The following is a 24,040-nucleotide window of genomic DNA, read 5'->3' as shown; positions in this document are numbered from 1 at the left end:
ATAAGCATGGACTTAACCGACCGGGGCGGGTTTCACCGCGGAGGTGCCCACCGGGGCCGGCTGTGCGACGCCTGCTTCACGACGCGGCCCCACCCCGGATGCGCTGACCACGCTGCTACAGTGAAGGCCACCTAAAAACACACATCCCCCATAAGGAGACCGGCCCAGGGTGAGCGATCCGGAACCAGAGGACACATCCCAACCCGCCCGCCGGGTGATCGCGGTGCGGTGGATGATCGTCGCACCCCTGTCCGTGGCGGTGGGGTGGCTGTTCACCTTGTTCAACATCCCGGCCTCGTGGATCCTGGCCGGCATCGTCGTCGCCGGGGCATGTGCCCTGATTACGGGGGAGGATCTGCCCCTGGCCAAGGGGGTGCACATCTTCGGCCGGTCCATCATCGCGGTGCTGGCGGCCCTGCCCCTGATCAGCGCACCGGGGCAGGAACTGCTGCGCTATCTGGCACCCGGTCTGGTCATCTCCTTCTTCACCGTCACCGTGGGCATCATCGGTGGACTGCTGTTATCCCGCTCCCGGCCGGAGATCCTGCCCGAGACCGGCGTGCTGTCGATGCTCGCCGGTGGTGCCTCCGTGATGCCGGTGCTGGCGAAGGACCTGGGCGCGGATTTCCGTTATGTCGCACTCAGTCAGTACCTGCGGCTGCTGGTGGTGTCGGTCTCCCTGCCGCTGGTCACCACATTCTTCGCGCCCTATAGGGCAGGTCCCGATCAGGGGACGGACAGCCCCCTGGCCATGTTCGGGTTGGGTGAGTTCGGGACGTCGACAAGCGTCGTCTCCCTCGCGGTGCTGGCGCTGATCATCCTCGCCGGGGAACCGCTCGGCCGGCTGCTGCGGTTGCCGTCGCCGGCGGTCCTCGGACCCTTGGTGCTTACCGTGACCCTCAGCCTGGTGTTCCCGCTGGAGGTGAACCTCGAGCCACCGTCGCTGTTCAAGATCCTCGCCTTCCTGGCGATTGGGTGGATGTGCGGTGGTGGTCTGAACATGACGGCGCTGAAAGCCTTCTCCCGGCAGCTGCCTGCGACGATTCTGTTCATCGTCGCCCTGCTGGCAGTCTGCGCCGCGGCCGCCGTGCTGCTGGTGTTCTGGCTGGATATCAGCTACTTCGAGGCCTACCTGGCTACCAGCCCCGGCGCCCTGGAGACGGTCCTGGCGCTGTCGTCTGAAGGTGATGCCGGGCCGGTGGTGGTGACTATCCAGATCATCCGTCTGCTGGCCATCCTGCTCATCGCCGGGTGGCTGCCCGGCATCCTGCGCGTGATCCTGCGCCGGGGTTGAGCGCAGGGGTTGAGCACCGGGCTGACCACCGGGAACTGACCCCTTCCGTCACACCCGTTACGCCTATGGGGGCGGTAGTTTAAGCAGGCCTAGTCCAGGATCTGATTGCGGAGAATCGACATCGGGATGCTGCCATAGGACAGGGCGCTGCTGTGGAAATCGGCGAGGGTCATGCCCTGGGTGAGGGCGTCGTCGCGAAGCTGCTGCCACAGGCGCTGACCGATGGCGTAGGAGGCGGCCTGGCCGGGCCATCCGAGGTAGCGGTTGAGCTCGAAGGAGAGGCTGGCCTCGGTCATCGAGGTGTTCTCGCGGAGGAAGCTGCGGGCATAGGAGGCATCCCAGGCACCGGTGGCCTCGGGGTTCTTCTTACCGAGATGTACTCCGATGTCGATGGCCACGCGGGCGGCACGCAGGCGCTGGGCGTCGAGGTAACCCATGCGGGTGCCGGGATCCTCGTGGTAACCCAGTTCCTTCATCAGACTCTCGGCGTAGAGGGCCCAGCCCTCACCGTGGCCGGCGTTCCAGGCCACGAGGCGACGCCACAGGTTGAGGTTGGTGGATTCCGCGAGCGCCTGGGAGATCTGCAGATGGTGGCCGGGTACACCCTCATGGAAGACGGTGGTCAGTTCCTGCCAGGTGTGGAAGGTGCCCTGTCCCTTGGGCACGGACCACCACATGCGGCCCGGGCGGGTGAAGTCATCGCTGGGCGGGGTGTAGAAAATGCCACCGGTGCCGGCCGGGTCGATGAGGCATTCGATGGTCTTGGCCTGTTCGGGGATGGCGAAGTACCGGCCATTGAGGTCGCGGATGGCCTGGTCGGCGATGTTCTGCATCCATTCCTGGAGGGCATCGGTGCCGGTGATCAGGTAGCGCTCATCGGCGTTGAGCTTCTTCAGGGCCTCGCGGACGGTGGTGCCTGCCCCATAGAGCTGGGTGGCCAGCTGCTGTTGCTCCGCCTCGATCTCGCGGAGTCGTTCCAGGGACCAGCGGTAGGCATCATCGAGGTCAACGACCTCACCGACGTGCAGGTGGGAGAACTGTTCATAGCGGTCGCGGCCCACGGCGTCCTCATGCGGGGCGTGGGGGGCGAGCTGCTCACCGAGCCACGCGGCGACACGAGCGAAGGCCTCCTGGGCGCTTTCCACGATGGGATCAGCCTCGGGCAGGCCGAGGCTGTCCAGGAGGGAATCGGGTTCTGCGAGGTCCTCACACTGGGAGATGACCTCCTCCACCTGACGCAGCGCCGCAACGCGACCCTGGCCGGCGGCCTCCGCGAGTGACTCGCAGTAACCGTGGAGAGCATCGGGGACCCGGGAGAGACGCTCCCGGATATTCTCCAGATCCTCGGCCGTGTCATTCGGCATGATCAGGAAGGTGTCACGGATGGTCTGGACCGGGGAGTCTATGTTGTTGAGCAGACGCAGGGTTTCACCCTGGTGGTGGAGGGCGAGATCAAGGCAGACGCGGTCACGCAGGACATCGGCGGTGACGCGGTCGATGTCGTCGAAGTCTTCCTCATCATCATTGTCATCGGTGCCGTCATCGAAGGCATCAACATCGGCGACCATGTCACGGTTGCGTTCGGCGATGGCGTTCCAATAATCGGGCGAAAAATCCTGAAGCTCACCCTCGAAGCCGGGGATACCCCAGGCCGTCGCATCGGTTGGCGACAGCGCCGCCAGATCATGGACGTAAACCTCACATGAGGCGTCCAGCAGGGAAGGAGAACGTTGTACAGAACTCTCAAGAGTCATAGGTTGCTATCGTAGCTACTCCGCGCCCTTAATCCCACCTGGAAGGACCCGTTGTTGCGGATTCGCAATATTTTCTGCGTCTCCCCTTCCGCCCCTGCGCCACGATCAGCCATAATGTCACCTGACGCCTGTACCGTGGCCGCCGGTGCCGCGGACGCCCCCTGCCCGCCCGATCTACCCCACCAGGGTTCAGTGTCTTTGACCTGCGGGCATTCAGGCTCTACCCTTAACGGCATTATTTTCACCACTCCCCCATCCGGGATCCGCGGAGATCGTGCACGGGAGGAGTGGTGACCGGAACGCACCCCTACTTAAGGACCCCTACATGCTGCGCACCATCCTCGGGAGCAAGATCCACCGCGCCACCGTCACCCAGGCCGACCTCGACTATGTCGGTTCCATCACCATCGACGCCGACCTGGTCAGCGCCGCTGGCCTCATCGAGGGTGAGAAGGTCGCCGTCGTGGACATCACCAACGGCGCCCGGATTGAGACCTATGTGATCACCGGTGATGCCGGAACCGGCAGCATCTGCATCAATGGTGCCGCCGCCCACCTGATCAATCCGGGTGATCTGGTCATCATCATGAGCTACCTCCAGGCCACGGATGCCGAGGCCCGCGCCTACCAGCCCAATATCGTCCATGTGGATGCCGATAACCGGATCGTCGCCCTGGGCAACGACGCCGGCGAGCCCATCCCGGGTTCCGGTCTGCTGTCCTCGCGCTCCCTCTAGGGAGCTTGTCGACGCCCAACCCCCCACATGCATTCCTTTGCATGGGTAGCATCGGGGACAACGCATACTGACACAGCTCAGGAGGTTGTCCATGTTCCGCACCGATGTCGCCGAGGGCGTCCATCTCATCCAGCATGCGAACGTCAACTGCTGGCTCATCGAGGACGATGAAGGGCTCACGCTTGTCGACGCCGGCCTGCCCGGCACCTGGGGCCACCTCCAGGATGCGGTGCACACCCTCGGTTATCAGCTGGACAACATCACCGCCCTGGTACTCACCCACGCCCACTTCGACCATGTGGGCATGGCACGTCGCCTGATCCGGCAGACCGGATTACCGGTCTATGCCCACAGCAAGGACCATGAGCTGGCCGCCCACCCCTTCCGCTACGCCCATGAAAGCCCCATCGTGCGCTATCCCCTGCGCTACCCGAAGGCACTGACCGTTCTGGGGCCAATGCTGCTGGCGGGCGTGCCCTTCATCCGGGGTATCGACGACGTGAGATCACTGGCGGTAGGTGAGGAACTGGAGGTCCCGGGTCGCCCCACGGTGATCGCCACCCCGGGCCATACCTATGGACATGTGGCCCTGCACCTGCCGGACCGGGACGCGGTGATCAGTGGCGATGCCCTGGTCACCCTCGACCCCTACACCGCCCTGACCGGACCCCGGGTGGTGGCGGGAGCCGCCACCGCTGATGCCTCCCAGGCACTGAACTCACTGGAGGCCATCGGCGCCACAAAGGCCAGGCACGTCCTGCCCGGACATGGTGATCCATGGAACAGGGGTGCGGCGCGGGCTGCGACGGTTGCGCGTGGACACGGCATGGCCTAGGGGCATGTCAAGGTTTCCTTTTCCAATTTTCTACCCTCTATTAAACCCGGGGCATAACAGCCTTCCGTAGGATGTCACGCTCTTCCCGCAGTTTGCGTACTTCGCGTTCCAACTTTCGAATCTGCTCGGCCTCATTCACCAAGGTTGATGAGGATTTCTCCGCCATGAGACTGTTGGTGCGGGCTCCGGTTCCGTATTTCTTCACCCAGTTGGCTAACGTGGCCCGGTTGATCCCGAGGTCAGTGGCGATGGTCTGGATTGAAGCCCCTGGGGAGTTCTCGTACAGCGTGACGGCGTCGCGCTTGAACTCCTGGGTGTAGGTCTTGCTTGGCATGGTGTGGAGATTACCTTTCAGTCCCAGAATGTTGGGATGTTAGGTGTCTACCAAACGGGGGTCAGGTCCAACCAAACATATGCTCGACTCTAACAAGAGCTATGACGTAAGGGCACAGGTGCCAACATAGACTGCAAGTCTTGCAGCGAAAACTGCTGGGTTGTTTTTAAGAAACAACCTCAAACCTTCGGATGTACCATAAATTAGAGCGTTTCCAGCAGCGGCACTGGCCCATTCTTGGTGGTGATGTACGCGCTGGCGAAATCCCGCCTCACCCTCGGGTTTAGAACAACCCCATCAGACCACGGACCAGCACCACTGCGGCGCCAGCTGCAGCGAGGATGGTGGCCAGGCGTTTGGCCATCGGGGTGGAGATCCTGTCATTGAGGCGGTCACCGAACCAGGCACCGACGAAGATCATGGCCACCGCCGCGATCCACAACCAGGCCGGGGTTTCACCGAAGTTGAGCCCACCGATGAGCACGACCTTGAGCAGGAAGGACACGGTGTTGGCCACCAACAGAATCGGGTGGAGGGTGGCCACGAAATCCCGGTAATCCCACCGACTGAGACGGGCGTACACCGTGAGGGCGGGGCCAGCAATACCCGCGACGGTGGACATGAAACCACCAATAATACCGAAGAGAATCATCGGCCCTTTGGCATGCTCATTGATGCGGAATCGCTCCGTGGGGAACAGTGAAATGCTCAGTGCCAGCAGCACGAGTGCACCGATGACGATGAACAACCAGGGGCCATTGAGCAGATGAACCACCAGCACAGCGGGCAGGGAACCCACCACGAGTGCCCCCGCGAGGATGCGGAATCGCTTCCAGTCGGTGCGTTTGCGCACGGACCAGGCATTATTGACTGCATTGATGATGGACAATCCGTTCACCATCGTGATACCGGCGACCGGGCCGAGCACCGCAGACAACACCGGTCCTGCGACCAGGCCGACCCCCAGGCCGGTGATGCGCTGGAGGACGGCGCCGATGAGGACGGAAATGAGGAGAACGGAGGCGATGGTTAGCACGAGGAATCAGGATAGAGCCTTGAGTGGAAAAACATGCAACTGGATTGTGGTCTCCTTACCCCTTTTCGCGTCGGTCGCGGTGGGTGGGACGTCGATTAGCGCTCGTAGGTGGTCTCGCCCAGCGGGCGCGGGCGCGGGTTGGCCGCCACCCAGGCGGTGGCCAGACGGGGAAGCTTGTCGACGTCCGATTCCGAGGGCTTCCCCTTTCGCACCTTCTTCACCGCAGCCGCGAGCTCCGCGGCCTCATCCTCACCCAGTGGGGTGCCCTGCGCGGTGATATCCAGGAGTGCCCGGGCCATGCGCCGGTGGTCATCATCCCAGTTCACGCCGTCATTCCCGTGGAATTCATCGGCGATGACACCGGCGATGCGGATCGCCTCGCCCTGGAGCGAACGGGGCCTACCCGTCACCGGGACCAGGAAATCCCACGCCGCGATGAACTGTTCCTGCCAGGTCCGTCCCGGCAACGTGATCGGGCTGGTGCCGTCGTGACGCACCGGGCGGGTGGGTTGTTCCTCCTCCGCGACATCAAACACCCCATAGAGGAATGCGAGCTCCCGTGCGACCTGCTCCACAGTGGCCGGGTCATAGGCGTCACGGATGCTCTCGAAGCGGTGGCCCAGGTCGATGACGCTGTCACGTGTGACCTCCAGGTCCCGCTGGATGGACGGATGCGGGTCCAATAACCTGACCACCTGCGCAAGTGCCGGGATCCGGCTCGGCTCCGCAGTCCTGATCGCGGCGATCAGGGGGGTGTCCCCCACCTCGTTGTGGGTGTGGGGATCCGCCCCGGCGCGGATGAGCAGGTCCATCATCTCCGGTGAGGAGACAGCGACGAACGTCGGGTTCTCACCCCGGTTGTTCTCCAGGTCCACATCCGCTCCCCGCTCCAGGAGAAACCGGGGATCCGCCTCCGGGTGGGCGACATGGGTGTGCAGGGGTGTATCACCATCAACATTGCGGGCATTGATATCCGCCCCCTGGTCCAGCAGCCAGGTTTTGATCTCCTCCGGCACCTGTGTCAGATGCAGGGCCGTGTTGCCCTCCCGGTCACGGGCATCCGGGGAGCGGTCATCGAAGACATCCTTCAGGGCCTCCACATCGCGGTTCTCCACGAGTCGGGGGAACCTCTTGGGCAGAGTGTCCTTTAACCTGCGTGCCAATGGGAGCTCCTGAAAATGCGGGGATGAGGGTGGATATGGGTTCAGTCTGATCCTACTGCCCCACCGGGACACTGAGTACGCGGTATAACCTCCAGTTCGGTTGCCCCACGCCCTGATTCTTGAATTCCAGCTCCAGGGTGGCGATACCGGCACCGGTGTCATAGAGGTCCGGGTAGCGCAGATTGATCGGGCAGATCACCCCACGGGGATCCGGTTCGGAAACCAGGAGATACCGCACCCCGGCCCCGGAGGGGTTGTTGAGGATGGTGATGAAATCCTCATCGGAGGGGATCACGAACTGTTTCTGGTTCCCCGAGGCGTTCAGAACCGCGAAGCTCTTGACCACCGAGGTCACCACAGTGCCCTCCCCGAGGTTGAGGGAGTCCAGGTGATCGGCGATATAACGTTCGGTGCTGAAGGTCTTGAGCACCCGGATCCGCTGTTCTTGTTCCGCGGGGGTGCCCTTGTCCGCCAGGGGGATCACCTGGGCCAGGGCGTATTCCTGGGGTGCCCACCGGGCGGATCCCAACCCCGTGGTGGTGACGGCCATGCCGGCCGCAACAAGCAGGAGGACAAACACCTGCACACTGACCCAGGGTGTGCGGGCCCGGGGTCGCTCCCGGTAGAGGGCACCCGGCCGGAGCGTGGGGAATCTCCCGCCCGGTGGCAACAGCTGGATGAGCAGCACAGCGGTCAGGGCAACAGCGATGATGAAAAACCTCATCAGCCCGAAGGTGGAACCCAGGGCGTGGGTGAGGATCTGGAAGGCCAGCACCGTCACCATCATCACCATCGGCAACAGCGGCTCACGGTCCCCGCGCCTTATGGACGCAATGATCACCACGGCCAGGAGTAACGGTAACGCCGGTGAGATGAGGAAGGTGCGGGTGAGGGCGTCGACAAGCGCCTGGAGGCCGGTCTCGCCACCCCCCCCCTGCCCGATGACAGCCGCATTGCCGTACTGCGAGGTGAACTGTGCCAGCAGTTCACCGGTGGACAACCAGCTGGCGCCGGTCCAGGTCACAAACGCCAGGCCGATGGGCCACACCAGGACCAGCATGTCCAGGAAGGCGAAACCCGCCGGGTCATTCCATCCGCGCCGGCGGCGGTCCCACCAGGTCATAGCACCGACCAGCAGCATGACCACGAACGCCATCACCAGGGCGTCATACCTGGCCAGGAACGCCACCGCGAGGGCGAAACCGGCGGTGATGAGTTCATGGACATCATCGGTGGAGGTCCACCGGATCAGACGCCGGGATGCCCACAACACCCCGAAGATGAACGGGGCCTCACTCATGCCCACCGCCCCATAGAGCACAATCATCGGGTGGAGGGCGAACATGACCACCACCGCCACCGCGTACCACCGGGGGATGTCACGCTCAGCTGCGATCAACCACAACTGGCGGCAGGCACCCGCCATGAACACCGCCGACACCACCGCCCCTGCGAGTCCGGTGCGGGTGAGATCCGGGAGGAGCGGCGCGACCGCCGCCAGCGGCAGCTGCGCCAGGGTGGTCAGCGGGGTGAAGATGAACCCCATCACCGACAGGTTGGGATTGCGCGAGTACAAAATGGACTCCGCTGCCTGGGTACGGGAGAGGGCATCACCCAGGTAATACCGGACATCCAACGCCAGCCAACACGCCACTGCCAGGTAGATCACCAGGGTGATCGCAAAGACCGCCACACCCTGCCTGCGCCAGCTTCTCCTGTCCGGGAAACCTGGCACCACCGTGCTGGGTAGGGCCGGGGAGGTCCGGGCAAGACGTGGCATGCGCGCTGCCTGGGACACACCGGTGAGAGCAGGATTCCCACCCACCATCACGCCTCCAGTCCATGGGCGGTCTTCTCCCAGTAGGAGGGACGGGTGATCAGCTGCCACGTGCCCTTCAACGCAGCGATACTCATGAGTAACCAGTACACCGGGAAGGTCAACACCGCCACCACCAACAGGGGATCACGTCCCTCCCGGCATCCGATGAGGTTCATGTACATGGTGGCGGCGTTGCCCAGGATCAGACAGATCAGCGCCGGGTAGTAGACCAAAGGCGGGAACATCGCGGCGATGGTGGCGGGCTGCCCGAGAATCCAGGTCAGCGACAGGTACCAGAAGAGCAGGTTCAATACCGCGACGATCGGGGTGCCGGCCATAAGGAAGGTGAACCGGAGAGCCGGCAACACACCCAGTTCACGCACCAACCACCGCGGGCGGCGCATATACACCAACCAGGTCTGAAGGTAACCCTTGTACCAGCGGGACCGCTGTCGTAACCAGTTGATGGTGTCGGAGTTGGCCTCCTCCCAGGTCACCGAATCCAGAACCGCGGTGCGGTAACCACGCGCGGCGATACGCACACCCAGATCGGCATCCTCGGTGACGTTGTATGGATCCCACGCCCCCAGTTCCCGCAGCACCTCCGTCACCAGATGATTCGAGGTACCACCAAGCGGCACCGGGGCCTGCATGCGCATGATGCCGGGCAGCAGGAAATTGAACCACACGTCATATTCAATGGTGAACCACCCGGTCAGCAGATTCTGCCGGGCATTCCTGTAGGAGAGCCGGGACTGCACGCACACAGTGTTCGCCGGGGAGTTCTCGAAGGCCACCACCACCCGGCGTAACTGCAGGGGATCAGGGATATCCTCGGCATCGAAGATGGTTACGATCTCCCCGGTGGCGAAATGCAATCCGTAGTTGCAGGCCTTCGGTTTGGTGCGTGGCTGAGCCGGTGGCACCTTGATGATGGTGGAGATCTCCCCCAGATTGGCCCGCTCCGCAGCCTCGATGGTGGGCAGGTCATCCTCCTCCAGCAGGAGAAGCACCTGGAGGAGGTGGGGTGGGTAGTCGAAGGAATTCATGGCGGTGACCAGCTGGGCAATCACCTCCGGCTCCCCATAGGCGGGCACGAGAATGGTATAGGACTTCAACCGTTCCACCGGTACGGCCAGGGCCTCCTCATCGGAGACCCGCATGATGGCGTCGGCCCGCAGGCCCTTGCGGAACATGATGAAGCGGTCCGTGAGGGTAACCACATACATCAGGGTGCACAGCCCTGCGATGATGATCAACGCCGCCAGGGGTGCCAGCACAGCGAGCAGGAGGAACGCCAACCCGGCGGCGACGAAGAAGATCTTCTGCCCCCGGGTGAAGGCCACCGCGGCAGACACCAGCGGATCCTGACGCCGGAGGCCATCGATGGCATGGATAAGCGCCCGGCGCTTGTCTTCCTCCGGGGAGTCCAGTGTGAGAATCATTGGTCCCTCTCCCCCATGTCCCTTTCCATCTGCCAGCCGACAATATCGCGGGCGGCAGTGGTCACCAGGTCCATGTCCTTGTATTCAGTCTGGGTGTCCACGGTCACCGCATTACCACGCAACAGGATGGTGAACACCTGCGTGAGCATGAGGACCAGGGACGGCGCCAACTGGGGGAAACGGGCCTCCGGACGGTGGTCATCCACCGCGATCACACTGATGTTCTCCACCACGTTGTCCTCCCGGGTCCAGGAGAACACCAGCTTGGTGTAGGTGAGGAAGTCCGATTCATCCAACACTGTGTACACACGCCCTGAAATCCCGTATCCAAGGTCCACCGTGCGGGACTCTGATCTCCTACCGGTCAGTGTTGAGTACAGGGTTTCATCACCGAAGGCACGGGCCTGGTAGTAATCGGTGGCCAGCAGGGTGTCCACCACCACGGTGCGCACCAACCCGGACTGGTCCCAGTCGGGGTTGTACTGCCGGCTGGTGAGCTCCTGCCTCACCAGGGAGGAACCCGGACCGAAATACCGGCTGGCCCATTCGTACTCCCGGTAACCGGCAACCTCCCAGTTCGGGGGTACAGAAACACCCGGGGTGGAGGGTGCAGCCGGGCCCTCCGGCAGCAGAGCCGGGGACCAGGGACTGCGGGGCACGGGGTTGACGGCCAGGACCACTGCGGCGATGAGGACCAGGATGGTGGCCAAACGGGCATCCTTCACCGTCGGGATACGCCACCGGAGAAAAGACCACTGCCCGGGGTTGCCACGGGAGGTGTTGTACACAATAAGAACAGTGGCCACGATCCCCGGCATGTGAGTGAGGGAGAAGGGCGGAGGATGCAGCAACCACATGACCGTGGCCAGTAACATTCCCACCACCAGGACGAGTGCACCGAAGTAGATCTTCTGAACCAGATCCCGGTGGAGCGCGACCGACACAGCCAGTGCCAGACCGAGCGTATTGGCCATCGCGGTCCCCCACCATCCACCACCGAGCAGGGTGCTCACAATCAGGTGAACCGGTGGGTTGTAGAGGAACAACAATGCCCACCCGGGTCCGAAGTGCAGGGTGGACCGCATGCCATAGAGCAGTCCGGAGGCACCGAAGACGAACAACAGGATGGCGAGGATATCCAACCGCAGGAGGGCATCCCACTCGACGAAGCGTGGCAGCAGCTGAGCCTTGACGGTAATGGCGATGATCAACGCCATGCACCCGATGATGTAATCCACCTCGCGGTCGTGGATGTCCAGGGCACGCGCCCGGGTGCGGTCGAGCCCCATAAACAACACGGCCGCCATCAGCAGCACCAGCAGGATGTCATGTTCGAAGCCGATGAACCCCAACTCCAGCACCCGGGTGAAGGTGTCGTGGAACGCCAGGACCAAGCTGAATACCAGGATCCACCCCCGGAGCGTATATGCCCAGATGCCCGGCTTCCCCCGCAGCCAGCGGGTCGTCGATAAGCTCCGTGCGGGTGGTGTACCTGGGTTGGTGGCCCCCGGGTTGGTGACCTCAGCAGCCATCACCGTCCCCCTATCCCCGTCCGGGTCGGCCCGCACGGCGGCTACCGATTGGACCCTGGCCCCGCTGGGACCGTCGGGAGCTCCGTAACCGCTGCGATACAAGCAGCGTCACGGCAACCACCACCGCGATCACCACAGCGGCCACCGCCACCGCCACCCACGTGGTCACAGTGTTGGTTGATTTATCAGGTCGGTCTGCCACCTCAAGCTCTACAGGTGTGCGGTCTACCACCTGGATCAGGACATCACCGTTCAACCCCACCCAACGGGTGTTATCCTCATCCAGCCACCTGATCACACCATCCAACTGCCGGGAGTTCCGATTGGAGGAGGCCACCATGATCATGCGGCCTGCCTCAGCATCCCAGACCACCTCGAGTCCACCAGCCGACAAATTCGCGGTTGTGGTGAGCTGACGGGCCAGATCCTTCTCCTCCTGTGTCAGTGCATCGGTTGCCACGCCGGATCCATCACGGGTGAGCACCGTGAGGGTGGTCCCGGCTTCCGAGAGATAACGCGGCAGTTCCCGGGCCCGTTGACCTTCGGCATCAATGAACACCGTGGGACGGGTGCTGGTAGCCGCCTCCTCCCAGGTCACCACCTGTGGGCGGATGCGGGTAGTGCTCAGGGATTGCACCCCGGTCAGGAGACTGGCCGCCCGGGAGACATCGGACACGTCACCTTGGGTCATCGCAACATCCACCGTGGGGTGGAAAGCCTGCGGTAACGTCTGGAAACCGGAGAGTATCGGGACATCGGTGTGTTGGGTGGTGATCAGGCTGTCACCGTTGATGGTCAGACCCACTGGTTGGGTGTCACCACAGGTGAGAACACCGGTGGTCTGGTATTCCACCACCAGTTCGGTGTACCGGTCGGCGAGCTCCCCGGGGAGGGTGAATCTCCGGTCGATCTCGCCGGAGTCATCCACGGTGAAATAGTCCAGCACCGTGTCCCCTACCCGGACCCTGATCTGGCCGTTGTTGGAGTCGGGCAGTGGCGTGTAACTACCAGTGAGATGAATGTCAGCAGATTCGACGATGGGCCGGAATCTGGAACGTTCAATACCCACCAGCACAGCGGTGCCACCCACCGATTCGGAGGAGAGATTGTAGTTACCCAGTTCGGTCAGGGTGGCCATGTCGGCGGAGACACCCGGAACCGCCCCAAACCCGGCAACCGTCACCTGCTGGTCGGCTGCCAGGGGAAGAAGCGAATCAGTGAGCAGGCGTGCCTGATCAGCCACCTGGTCATCCCGACCATTGATCCGGAGGTACACATTCTGCTGACCGGGGTTAATCAGCTCCATCCCCGCAATTCCGGTGTCGGTGAGCACGATCTGCCGCTCCCCGCTGCGCGCCGGTGCATTGGGTTGGGCACTTCCCTCCGGCAGGCCCACAACCCGGACCTCCACGCCGGAGGCACGGTAGACGGAGGCCAGGGAGGTGGCCACTTCCAGTGTGGCCTGCTGCACGGCCTCAGAGGGCTGAACCGGGATATAGAGACTCAACGTCCGAAGAACAGGCGGGAGGAAATCTGCGACCACCGTGGGTTTGATGCTCTGCCCGGAATACCGGACCGCCCCGTCCAGGAAGGTCAGCTCCGGGATCTCCCGGCACCACTGGTCCCCGACTACATCCATCACCGCGCGGAGGGTGAAATCCGCACGGCCCTCCTCCACCGGAACCCCGTCGAGGGGGATCTCCACGGCAGCCAGGTTGTCCTGTACCTCCAGCGGCAGGGAGGTGAGCAACCGCTCACCGCTGTACAGCTCGATGACTCCCCCGTTGAAATCAGCCGGAAGCTGGAAGGTGCCGGTCAACGCCTCCGGTGTGGTTCCGGGAGGCACCATGATGCTGAAAGGCACCTTGGTGGTGCGACCGAGAAAGGTTGTGCTCTCCCCCAGTCCGAGATCACCGGTGGTGATGACGGTGCCCTGGGCTTGGTCAGTGTCCTGCTGGCCGGGGTTGTCCTGCGCCAGAGCAGGTACACCGGATGAGACGGACAGCATCAGACCGGTGGCCAGCACAGCCGCGAGGGTGCGGGGAATGGCATGGGGAATAATGCGGGGGACAGCAGTTCGCGGAAGGAACATCGGCACTCCTCAAAGCCCCGGTGCAAACGATATTGTATTCCAGAAACTATATAGGCGGTTTGCCGTTACGGGAAGACTTCCCGCATGACTTCCCGCATGAGTTCCAGCACCGGTAGTTCCAGCACCATTTCCCGCCCATCGCGGGGCCCGCCCCTCCGGACAGACCCATCGGGGCTATTTCCCGGATTACCTGCGGAAGCGTCGGATGGCGATCAGGGGTGCCACGATCGCGACGATGACGATCACGGCACCCACGGCGATGGCGATCATGAGGTTGATGCGGTCGATGAGCTGGCGAGGTTCCTGGGTCTCCACCTGGAATTCCATGGGGGCACGGTCACCCGCCTGCACCAGAACGTCGCCCTGCAATCCCGCCCAACGAGCCGCATCCTCACCGAGCCAGTCAAGCAGCCGATCGAGCTGGACGGGGTTCTGGTTGGAGGAGGCCGCGAGGATCATGCGGGCGTTGCCTGCGTCCCACACCGCCTGGAGACTTCCGGCAGAGAGGTCCTCCGACATGGTCAGCTGGCGGGCGGAATCGACATCCTCCGATCCGGGTTCGCCGATGGCTCCACCGCCGCCACCGCTCCGGGTCATCGGGGTCAGGGTGGTGTCCGTCATGGCCAGGTGGCGGGGGATCTCCCCCATCCGGTTGCCGTCGGCATCGATGAACACGGTGGGATTGCTGCTTCCCACCGCCTCATCCCACGACACGATCCGTGGCTGCAGTGGCGCGTTGCTGAGTGACTGCACCCCGGTGAGGATGCTGGCGGCACGGGAGAGATCAGAGGCAGTGCCCCCGGACATGGCCACATCCACGGTGGGGAGGAGACCCTCCGGGAAAACCTGGAAACCGGCCTGGCTGGGGGCGTTGGTCTCGGTGACGGTGATCGAGGATTCCCCATCAATGGTCAATGCGACCGGCTGGGTGGTGCCACAACTGACGTCACCGGTGGTGCGGTACGCCACCGCGATGTCGGTGTAGCGGCCGAGCTGGTTGCCCGGGATGGTGATGTCCCGGTCGATCTCCCCGGAGTCATCCGCGGGGAACCGGTCAACAACATTGCCACCCACCGTCACGGTGATCTCCCCACCGCGCTCCTCCCCCAGTGGTGTGTAGGCGCCGGTGAGTGTCAGGTCGGCGGATTCCACGAAGAGTTGAAACCGGGCGCGCTCGAGGGTCAGGTAGACCGCGGGCTGGCCGACGCCCTCTGCTGTGAGCGCGGAGTATCCCAGCTCATTGAGGGTGGCTGTCTCCCGGAAGGTGTGCGTCTGGGTGGGGAAACCGCTGGCTGTCACCTGGTTGTCAGAGGTGAGGTTGAGAATGGGATCTGCCAGCAGACGGGCCTGGTCACCCACCTGGCCGTCCTCACCGTTGATCCGGAGGAAAGCGGATTCCTCGCCACCGTTGACCAGTTCGATCCCCGGCTCACCCGTGCCACTGAACACGATCTGACGTTCAAGCGAGCCTCCCGGCAGGCCGGGTTCCATGCGGTTACCGGGCAGGTCGAGGATCTGGATATCAACATCGGAGGCCCGGTAGACGGATTCGAGGGAGGTAGCCAGTTCCAGGGCGGCCTGCTGCACCGGCTGGGAGGGATCGCTCGGGACGTAGATGCTCAGGGTGCTGAGGATCGGGGGGAGGAAATCCGCCACGGTCTCCGGGGTGGCTGCCTCCCCTGAATACAGCACCGAACCGTTGAGCAGGCTCAGTTCCGGGATCTCACGGCACCACTGCTCGCCCTCCACATCCATGACGGCCCGGAGGGTGAAGCTCGCACTGTCCCCTGCCACCTCCACCTGATCAAGAGGGATCTCCACCCCCGCGGTGGCGTTCTCCGCCTCCAGCGGGAACGAGGCCACGAGGTTGCCGCCACTGTAGAGCTCCACGAACCCACCGGTGAAATCAATGGGGAGCTGGAAGGTACCGGTCAGCACCTCAGGTGTGGTGCCCGGTGGGACGGGAATGGTGAAGGGTACCTCCGCGGTACGACCGAAGAAGGTGGTGGTTTCCCCTACGCCGAGACTGTCCAGCGGAATGACCATCTCCTGGGCCTGCGCCGGCGCACCGGATGCGCTGCCCAGAACCACGCCACCTGCCAGTAGGAGAGCGGTGGCGGGACGGATGAGTCGGCGCATGGGCGACATGGATTCTCCTCGAAGGCGACGATAGGGAAACTGCGACTGATTATAACTGTGTTATTTGCCACTCGTCGTGGTTATGCCTGCCCGGAAAAGACCGTTCACCTCCGCTTTACGACGAACCCCATGTCGGCACCACCCCGGCGATGCGTCAGATGACAGATAGGCGGGTGGCAGGAAGAAACCCTGGACCATCAGCAAAGCTTAGGCTAACCTTGCCAAAAATGGATCAACGGTGAGGAGATGCCATGACCACTGCCCATTACGCCCATATCCACGCCATGGTGCAGACAGAGACCGACCCCATGCACAGAAACCGGTTGGAACAGTTCATCTATGCACTGGTGTGCGCCTGGCCGAATTACCCCATCCACCACGCCGCCCAGGCGGCGGTTCAACTGGCACGCCCGGTTCAGATCCACCGGGCGCACAGCCTGGAGGCGGTGGAACGCGTCGTCAAGCATATTGACCTGCGCCCGGGCCAGGAATGGGAGATGCTGGGTTACCCACCACGCGCGGGCGCCCTCCCGATCCTGCTCAGCGATCCGCAGGATGAGTCGGCGCCACCAATAGCCCACTACCTGCGCGAGGATGTTGTCGATCCAGACACCGGAATACACCCCTCCCGTGAGGAGGTACCCGGACAGACCGCACATATCGCAGGGTGGAGACAGCGACGCGGCAACCCGGATGCCTCCCGACCCGAGACCTACCGTGGATTCCACCCGGCCCTGACCGAGGACCACACCCGGATGCTGGGCAATCTGTGGAAGATCGGTGCGGTGGCGGTATGGGAGAGAGACAGTTCGGATGCCGCCAGCTGGGCGGAACTCATCCACCCACCGGTGGAGGGTGAGGCCGCGATTCCCGATATGACCGAGCATGATTCCTGGTACCGCTTCCGCATCAGTTCCCATATGGGACGGGATTCCTTTGCGGAGATCGGGCTATGCCTGGGCAATATCTTCTGCCACCACCTGCCCCAGGTGTGGGAGGAGAACTCCGCAGACGGATCCGGCGTGGACCGGAGAGTGGTACTGCTGGAATCCGAGGCCGCCGGTTCCATTGCAGTGAGCAGGGTCGGCGGGCCGGTGCGCCGAGGCACCTCCTTCTTCCGGAACGCCCTGACCGATGATGAACCCCTCCCCCGGGATTTTCACCTACCCACCGTGCTGCATGCTGCGGAACAGATCCAGGACCTGCTGCAGGGGGACACCACGGCAGTGACCGCCGCAGCCTGGTTCGCCGACGACCCACGTTCCTGATCCGCGTTCCCGAACCGACCCACGGGCCACACCGCCCCTCCGATAAGGTGTGGCGCGTGAGCTTCAGAGATATCTTCGCGGACACCCGCCCGTTCCGGATGCCCGCCTTCAAACGGTTATGGCTGGGCAATGTCGCCACGGTGCTGGGTGCGCAGTTGACGGTGGTGGCCGTGCCGGTGCAGATCTACCAGCTGACGGGGGCCTCCGCCTACGTGGGTCTGACCGGTGTCTTCGGCCTGGTGCCACTGGTGATCTTTGGGCTCTATGGAGGGTCGATCGCGGATGCGTTTGATAAACGTATAGTGCTCATTGCCACCACCATTGGCCTGATCGCCACCACCGCCGGATTCTGGGTGCTGACCATGATGGGCAACACCAATATCTGGTTGCTCCTGGGGAATTTCGCGCTGCAACAGGCGTTTTTCGCGGTCAACCAACCAACACGGACGGCGATCCTGCGCAGACTCCTGCCCGTCGATCAGCTGGCAGCGGGCACCTCCCTGAACATGCTGCTCATGCAGACCGGCGCGATCGTCGGCCCCCTGCTGGCGGGTGTGCTGATCCCCCTCATCGGGTTCGGGTGGCTGTATTTCCTGGATGTGGTCTCCATCGTGCCAACCCTGTGGGCGGTGTGGGCCCTGCCCGCGATGAAACCGGTGGGCGAGGTGATGAAGGCTGGTTTCGCCAGTGTGGTGGATGGACTGAAGTACCTGACGGGCCAGCCGGTGCTGATGATGGTGATGCTGTTGGATCTCATCGCCATGGTCTTCGGCATGCCCCGTGCCCTCTACCCGGAGATCGCCGAGGTGGATTTCGGTGGTGGGGCCGAGGGCACGATGATGCTGTCGCTGCTGTATTCCTCCATCGCGATCGGTGCGGTGCTGGGTGGGGTGTTCTCCGGGTGGGTGTCACGGATCAGCCGGCAGGGCGTGGCAGTCTACTGGTGCATCATCGCGTGGGGTGTCGCCGTGGCCCTGGCGGGCGTCGCTATCCTCATGAGCCCCGGCCGGGTCACCTATTGGGCATGGCTGGTGGTGATCATGATGGTCTTCGGGGGCATGGCGGACATGTTCAGCTCGGCGGTGCGCAATGCCATCCTGCAGCAGTCGGCGGCGGAACACGTCCAGGGGCGCATTCAGGGGGTGTGGATCGTTGTGGTGGTGGGCGGGCCACGCCTGGCCGATGTGCTGCACGGCTGGCTGGCCGGCCCCTGGGGTGCCGGGTGGACCACCCTCTGGGGTGGAGTGGCTGTGGTGGCGCTCACTTTTCTGTGTATGATCTGCGTACCGTCTTTCTGGCGGTACCGCAGACCCCACCCGACGGTGGAGGAAACCGACCCCTCACGGTGACCCCACGTTCGTCGCGCCATCCCCGGATGGGGTGGCCCAGGGGTGGTCGGGACGTCGAAAAGCATGCCCCCGAAGCGCGTGGCCTGACCAAAGGCCCAGGCCATCACCCCCAAAGTAGACTATGCAGTCTAGGAAACCAGCGTGTCATTAGACAGTGTTGTCTACGATTGGCTATTGTTTTATTCATGCCAAATCAGGCCCCACCCTCAGCGCCCTTCGCCCGCCCCGCAACCCCGGCCGCGAAGTGCATGCATCATATCCGTCTCGGCCAGCAGCTGATCCGCAATGAGCTCGTCGAGGCCACAGGTCTGTCCCAACCAACCGTCACCCGTGCGGTCACCGCACTGATGCAGGCCAGTCTGGTCCGGGAACGCCCCGACCTCACGCAGTCCACCGGCCCCGGCCGCCCCAACATCCCCCTGGAGTTGGCACCGAGCCCCTGGATCCATGCGGGCGTGGCCATCGGCACCCGGTCCTCCTATGTCGCACTGTTCGACACCAAGGGCCGCACCCTGCGTGACAACATCCTGGAGAAATCCGCGATCGATCTTGATCCCGACACCTTCATCGAGCACCTCATCGCCGGCGTCAACCGCCTCACCACCGGCATCGACCTGCCCCTGGTCGGCATCGGCGTGGCCACCTCCGGCAAGGTCACCAACGCCGGCGTGGTCACCGCCCACAACCTCGGGTGGGATGCCGTGGACATCGCCGGACGCATGAACTACCAGTTCAGCGTGCCCGCCACCGTCGCCTCCGCCATCCCCGCGATCGCTGCCTCCGAACTGCAGGCTGCACCTCTGCCCCGCCCCGACGAAGTCACCCCGGTCACCCTCACCTTCTACGCCGACGATTCCGTGGGCGCCGCCTACAGCAACGACACCGGCGTCCACGTCGTCGGCCCGCTGCAGGCCACCAGCGATTCCGCCCTGGACACCGGCGGCATGACCCCCGAGGACGCACTGAGCACCCAGGGCTTCCTCAACCGGGTCTCCGACCAGGGCACCTACGCGGACACCCTCGCCGAACTGGTCACCCTCGCCGACCGCGACCCGAAGGTCCGGACGCTTCTCGACGAGCGCGCCACCCTCCTCGCCCACGCCGCAGCCGCGGCAGCCCGTGACCTCGAGCCCTCCACCCTCGTCCTGTCCGGATCGGCCTTCTCCGAGGACCAGAAGGGACGTTCCATCTTCGCCGCCGAACTGAAGAAGGAATACGACCGCGACATCGAACTGCGCCTGATCCCCACCCACCGCGAAAACGTCCGCGCCGCCGCCCGGGCCGTCGCCCTGGACCGCCTGCTCAACACCCCGCTGGCACTGACCCCACTTCAGCAGGGGGCCGGCAACTAGGGCACGGAGCGGCCCCCCTCCATAAGCGACGGAACAACTCCGGGGTGATACGACCTTGGATCGTGTCACCCCGGAGTTGTTGGTGTTTTCAGGCTTGCTGCAGCGCAGAACCTACTGAAGCGGCACCCCACTGGCATCGACGCGGAAACGCCCGCTGCGCATCAGGATGAGGACGAAATCAATGAGCGCCCACACACCCACCACAAAGAGGAACACGAAACCGATGAGCACCACGGCCAGCACCCATCCCGCGATGGACAATCCCAGCTGGGCGAGCCCCGCGCGGGTATACCCCAGGTAGAAGTTGTGGATACCCAGATGCCCCAGGAACAGCGCGAGAATAGCCGCGAGAACCATGCTCTTCTGCACGGGCTGTGGCTGGTAGCCGTACTGGGGCATGGGGTAATTCTGCGAGGCTTGGTTGTAGTGGGCCGGAGGCTGATTCCACTGGGGCTGGGTGTATTCCCCCTGCCACGGATTCGGGTTGGCACCCTGGTTATCTGAGTTGTTGTTCGGATTGTTGTCCGGATGATAAAAAGGTGAGCCCATCGGAATCTCCCATGTTGTGAGGGTGGTGGCAGTGGGACCACTACCTTCCTCAAAGTATCACGCCGGCCAGTCCCCCACTATGGTCCGGGAATCAGCTGAAACGTACCTCATCCAGCGACAACGCCTCGCTTATGGAGGCCTGCGATTTGGAGGTCTGCACATAACGCCCCGCGTGGGGGATGAAGGCGGAGGATTGTTCGTCGGAAAGCTCCCGTCGCACCTTCGCGGGCACGCCGGCGGCCAGGGACTTCGCGGGGATCTCCTGCCCCTCCAGCACGATCGCGCCGGCGGCGATGAGGGAACCCTCCCCGATCACGCTGCGGGAGAGCAACCCGGCCTTCATGCCCACCAGGGTGCCGTTGCCCACGGTGGAACCGTGTACCAGCGCCATGTGCCCGACGGTGACATCATCACCGAGGGTGCACGGAGCATCTGCATCGACGTGGAGGACGCAGTTGTCCTGGATGTTGGTGCGCGCACCGATGCGGATGGCGTTGACATCCCCGCGCAGGACCACCCCATAGAAAACGGAGGCATCCGCGCCGATCTCGACGTCACCGATGATGGTGGCGTTCGGGGCGATCCAGGCGGATTCGTGAATGCGGGGGGTTTTGCCGTTGAACGGCAGGATCAGGGGTCCGGTGGTCGCTTCAGTCATGACAGTCGTTCCTTCAGTGCATCGAGGGTGGTGAAGTGGATGGCGTTCATGCCGGCCTCGCGGGCGGCCTCGACGTTGACGCTACGGTCATCGACGAAGGTGATCTCCCCCGCCGGCACGCCGAGCGCCTCGATGGCCACCTCATAGGCCCTGGGGTCGGGTTTGGCGGTGTCGATCTCGCAGGAGAACAGCACCGCATCCAGGGAGTTCAGCCACTGACCGTGCACATCCCGCAACCGCTCGGCTACCCCGCGCGGAATGTTGGCCAGCACGCCCACCCTGTGGCCCTGGTCCTTGAGCCCGTCGATGAACCCGCGGACCTCCTCATCCATCTCGGTGATGCCCACATAATCAGCGACCATCGCCTCACCGAAATCGAAATCCAGCAATCCGACGCGGGCCTGCACCTGGTTCCAATAACTGATCTCCGAGATGCGCCCGGCGTTGAGATCCTGACGCAGTTCCGTGTACACCTCCCGGAACAACTCGGTTTTCTCCGGCTCGCCGATCACGCGGTTGACGCGTTCGAACTGCGCCGGTCCCTCGACTTTCAACGTCACACCGTACAAATCGAAAAGGTATGTCTTGGGTGAAGCAGCCATCGAGGCCTCCTTGCCACACTGTCACACTGTCCATAAGCGGTTTTCCTCAGTCTATTTACTTCTGCCACCGCCGGGGTCGAAATCCTCCTCCGGTGGTTGCGCACCTACAATCGCTGCCATGCCCATCGACTTCCTCCAACCCGCAGATATTGTCGCCCCACAGCTGCTCGGCTGCATCTTCACCCATGACGGGGTGTCGATCCGCCTGACGGAGGTGGAGGCCTATCTCGGCGCGGAGGATGCCGCCGCCCACACACACCGCGGCAAGACCACGCGCAATGCCGCGATGTTCGGCCCCGGCGGCCACATGTACATCTACATCTCCTATGGCATCCACCGCGCGGGCAATATCGCCTGCGCACCGGAGGGGGTGGGCCAGGGTGTCCTGTTGCGTGCGGGTGAGGTGGTGGCCGGGGAGGCAATTGCTTATCGACGCCGCGGTGACGTCCCCTTCGCCCGCCTGGCCCGGGGGCCCGGCAACCTGGGGCAGGCACTCAACTTCGAGCTGAGCGATAACCACGCTCCCATCAACGGTCCGGATTTCCAGCTGGTGGAACCGTCAGAACGCCCGGAGTGGGTCAGTGGACCACGGGTCGGTATCACGAAGAACGCCGATGCCCCGCTGCGGTTCTGGATCCCAGGTGATCCCACGGTGAGCGTGCGACGTGGTCGGCCGAAGACCCGGAAATGATGTTATTAGTCATTTAGGCACCAATAGCATCTGTTCTATAGAGAAGATTATGTGTTTTCTTCCGTTTAGAACCTTAATTTTCACCCGATATCGGCGTTTTCACCTCATTTCACCCATTCCCCGGGAACCAGGCCAGCAAGCTGCGCGATCCGCAGCCCGGTGTGGAGTTCACGGCGGAGGAGGCCGTCGCTGAGGTCGCCGTCGATAAGCACCCGTAGCTTGTCCAGCCGGTAGTACAAAGTTGAACGGTGGATGCTGAGGGTGCGTGCGGTCTGCTGCGCATCGCCGCCGGCGGTGAGATAGGCCTCCAGCGTGTGGAGCAGCACCGGGGACTCCACCGCCGCGAGCAGTTCCCTTATGGAGGGTGGTAGATCCTGCGGTTGGAAATCCTCCAGGGGCAGCCGCGCCAAGGTCCCATCCAACCCCACCGTCTCCCAGGTGGTGACGGTGTCGTGGGCATCCGGTGCCAGCCAGGACGCGCGCCACGCTAGACGGGCACGGTCGAGGGAACGGTACACCTCCCCCAGCGGCACCAGTGGTCCGATCCCCGCCCGGACCGGTATCAGCTGGGGATCGTCCAGGATCCGGCGCAGCCTGGGAACCACCACCGGTCGTGGGAACACGAGCACACCAACCCTGTCATCCAGGACACCCCCGATGACGGTCGCGGTGGAGGTCTCCCGCACAAAATCCAGGGTCTGTGTCACGGCCTGTGGGGTCTTCTCATGATCCAGGGGTGTCGCACCGCGCGGATCCACGCCGAGGGCCACAGCGCAGCAGGTCTCCGCTGAACTGAGGAAACGTTCTGTGATGAGGGCATCGGCCGCCTTCGCCCGTGCCCCGGCATCATTGCTGACCAGCTGAACAGCCAGATGATGGGAACGGGCCTCCCGGTCCATGTCATTGTGCTGGCGGGCGGCCAGCAGCGTCGACAGGTGTGGGGCGGCAGCTGTCACCCCGGCGAGCAGCGACTCCTCCGGCGCAGCATCATCCACGGGCAGGACCAGGTGACCGATGATCTGCCTGCGGGGGTCAAGCAACCGGAGGAAGAGCACGGGGCCGACATCCGGGATCTCCACCACCTGGTGTGGCGTGGTCGCGGTGGCCGGTCGGGGCCAGGAATCACTGTGGGCAAGCATGTGGAAGAGACGCTGGCGGTCGGCTGGAGACTCGTGGATGGAATAGGACACCACCCGCATGGTCTTATCGATCACCACCAGGCGACGGTCGAGGTCCTCGGAGAGGTTCTGGAGGGCGTCGTCAAGCTCAGGCAAACGCTTCATCCGTCCGACAGTACCCAGCGCTTCCGACAGAGTGTCGGAAAACTCGCCGGACAATTGCCACAGAACGCCGATGAAAACACCCCGGCCCGGCGCTTACGATCTTCCATAA

19 protein-coding genes and 1 pseudogene are annotated in these 24,040 nt (G+C 63.6%); 7 read left to right on the top strand and 13 right to left on the bottom strand.

The window, feature by feature from the left end; translation table 11 throughout:
* Positions 1–232 precede the first annotated feature (232 nt).
* Positions 233–1,294, top strand: a complete 1,062-nt coding sequence (locus H9627_RS05995) for an AbrB family transcriptional regulator (RefSeq protein ID WP_225213557.1) — start codon at positions 233–235, stop codon at positions 1,292–1,294.
* Positions 1,295–1,383: 89 nt separating this feature from the next.
* Here the strand turns inward: H9627_RS05995 and H9627_RS05990 are convergent, their stop codons facing one another.
* Complete coding sequence (locus tag H9627_RS05990) at positions 1,384–3,048, bottom strand: DUF885 domain-containing protein (RefSeq protein WP_191733099.1); 1,665 nt, start codon at positions 3,046–3,048, stop codon at positions 1,384–1,386.
* A gap of 325 nt (positions 3,049–3,373) precedes the next feature.
* Between H9627_RS05990 and panD the strand changes: the two genes are divergently transcribed.
* Positions 3,374–3,784, top strand: coding sequence for an aspartate 1-decarboxylase (panD, locus tag H9627_RS05985; RefSeq protein ID WP_191733098.1), 411 nt, complete (start codon positions 3,374–3,376; stop codon positions 3,782–3,784).
* A 91-nt stretch (positions 3,785–3,875) separates the two neighbouring features.
* Positions 3,876–4,619: an MBL fold metallo-hydrolase gene (locus H9627_RS05980; RefSeq protein ID WP_191733097.1), complete on the top strand. Its 744-nt coding sequence runs from the start codon at positions 3,876–3,878 to the stop codon at positions 4,617–4,619.
* Positions 4,620–4,677: 58 nt separating this feature from the next.
* Here the strand turns inward: H9627_RS05980 and H9627_RS05975 are convergent.
* The 8 genes and pseudogenes from H9627_RS05975 to H9627_RS05940 all read right to left on the bottom strand — a co-directional run.
* Positions 4,678–4,953 (bottom strand): annotated as a pseudogene (locus H9627_RS05975) (transposase); the annotation flags it as partial.
* A 283-nt stretch (positions 4,954–5,236) separates the two neighbouring features.
* Entirely contained in the window at positions 5,237–5,989 is a 753-nt protein-coding gene (locus H9627_RS05970) for a sulfite exporter TauE/SafE family protein (RefSeq protein ID WP_191733095.1), read from the bottom strand.
* Positions 5,990–6,084: 95 nt separating this feature from the next.
* Positions 6,085–7,152 (bottom strand): ankyrin repeat domain-containing protein, encoded by a 1,068-nt coding sequence (locus H9627_RS05965; protein WP_191733094.1) that lies wholly within the window; start codon positions 7,150–7,152, stop codon positions 6,085–6,087.
* A 52-nt stretch (positions 7,153–7,204) separates the two neighbouring features.
* On the bottom strand, positions 7,205–8,932 hold the full coding sequence (locus tag H9627_RS05960) for an ABC transporter (protein ID WP_225213526.1): 1,728 nt from the start codon (positions 8,930–8,932) through the stop codon (positions 7,205–7,207).
* Between the two features lie 47 nt (positions 8,933–8,979).
* Entirely contained in the window at positions 8,980–10,416 is a 1,437-nt protein-coding gene (locus tag H9627_RS05955) for a glycosyltransferase family 2 protein (RefSeq protein ID WP_191733093.1), read from the bottom strand.
* On the bottom strand, positions 10,413–11,948 hold the full coding sequence (locus tag H9627_RS14390) for a hypothetical protein (RefSeq protein WP_191733092.1): 1,536 nt from the start codon (positions 11,946–11,948) through the stop codon (positions 10,413–10,415). Before H9627_RS14390 ends, H9627_RS05955 begins: the two co-directional genes overlap by 4 nt.
* Before the next feature lie 10 nt (positions 11,949–11,958).
* Positions 11,959–14,040: a hypothetical protein gene (locus tag H9627_RS05945; protein ID WP_191733091.1), complete on the bottom strand. Its 2,082-nt coding sequence runs from the start codon at positions 14,038–14,040 to the stop codon at positions 11,959–11,961.
* Positions 14,041–14,226: 186 nt separating this feature from the next.
* Entirely contained in the window at positions 14,227–16,188 is a 1,962-nt protein-coding gene (locus H9627_RS05940) for a fimbrial protein (RefSeq protein WP_191733090.1), read from the bottom strand.
* 242 nt (positions 16,189–16,430) lie between these two features.
* On the opposite strand from H9627_RS05940, the gene H9627_RS05935 reads away from it, so the two are divergent.
* The 3 genes from H9627_RS05935 (at position 16,431) to H9627_RS05925 (ending at position 20,148) form a co-directional block, all read left to right on the top strand.
* Entirely contained in the window at positions 16,431–17,447 is a 1,017-nt protein-coding gene (locus H9627_RS05935) for a hypothetical protein (RefSeq protein WP_191733089.1), read from the top strand.
* Between the two features lie 56 nt (positions 17,448–17,503).
* A complete protein-coding gene (locus tag H9627_RS05930) occupies positions 17,504–18,796 on the top strand; it encodes an MFS transporter (protein WP_191733088.1) in 1,293 nt (430 codons plus the stop codon).
* A gap of 185 nt (positions 18,797–18,981) precedes the next feature.
* A complete protein-coding gene (locus H9627_RS05925) occupies positions 18,982–20,148 on the top strand; it encodes an ROK family protein (RefSeq protein WP_225213525.1) in 1,167 nt (388 codons plus the stop codon).
* A 111-nt stretch (positions 20,149–20,259) separates the two neighbouring features.
* Here the strand turns inward: H9627_RS05925 and H9627_RS05920 are convergent, their stop codons facing one another.
* The 3 genes from H9627_RS05920 to H9627_RS05910 all read right to left on the bottom strand — a co-directional run bounded on the left by H9627_RS05920 (position 20,260) and on the right by H9627_RS05910 (position 21,957).
* Positions 20,260–20,697, bottom strand: a complete 438-nt coding sequence (locus H9627_RS05920; protein ID WP_225213524.1) for a TM2 domain-containing protein — start codon at positions 20,695–20,697, stop codon at positions 20,260–20,262.
* Between the two features lie 91 nt (positions 20,698–20,788).
* Entirely contained in the window at positions 20,789–21,355 is a 567-nt protein-coding gene (locus tag H9627_RS05915; protein ID WP_191733087.1) for a gamma carbonic anhydrase family protein, read from the bottom strand.
* Complete coding sequence (locus H9627_RS05910) at positions 21,352–21,957, bottom strand: HAD family hydrolase (RefSeq protein WP_191733086.1); 606 nt, start codon at positions 21,955–21,957, stop codon at positions 21,352–21,354. The genes H9627_RS05915 and H9627_RS05910 overlap by 4 nt, the downstream gene beginning before the upstream one ends.
* Before the next feature lie 118 nt (positions 21,958–22,075).
* Here H9627_RS05910 and H9627_RS05905 point away from each other — a divergent pair, with 118 nt between their 5' ends.
* Entirely contained in the window at positions 22,076–22,648 is a 573-nt protein-coding gene (locus H9627_RS05905) for a DNA-3-methyladenine glycosylase (protein WP_191733085.1), read from the top strand.
* A gap of 104 nt (positions 22,649–22,752) precedes the next feature.
* Here H9627_RS05905 and H9627_RS05900 read toward each other — a convergent pair whose 3' ends face one another.
* The gene (locus tag H9627_RS05900; protein ID WP_191733084.1) at positions 22,753–23,931 is read right to left on the bottom strand and encodes a PucR family transcriptional regulator; all 1,179 of its coding nucleotides are present in this window, start codon (positions 23,929–23,931) and stop codon (positions 22,753–22,755) included.
* Between the last annotated feature and the right edge of the window lie 109 nt (positions 23,932–24,040).

The organism is Corynebacterium gallinarum (assembly GCF_014837045.1).
Lineage (GTDB): Bacteria > Actinomycetota > Actinomycetes > Mycobacteriales > Mycobacteriaceae > Corynebacterium > Corynebacterium gallinarum.
Note: the sequence above shows the minus strand (reverse complement) of the source record. Positions and strands in the feature narration are given on the sequence as shown.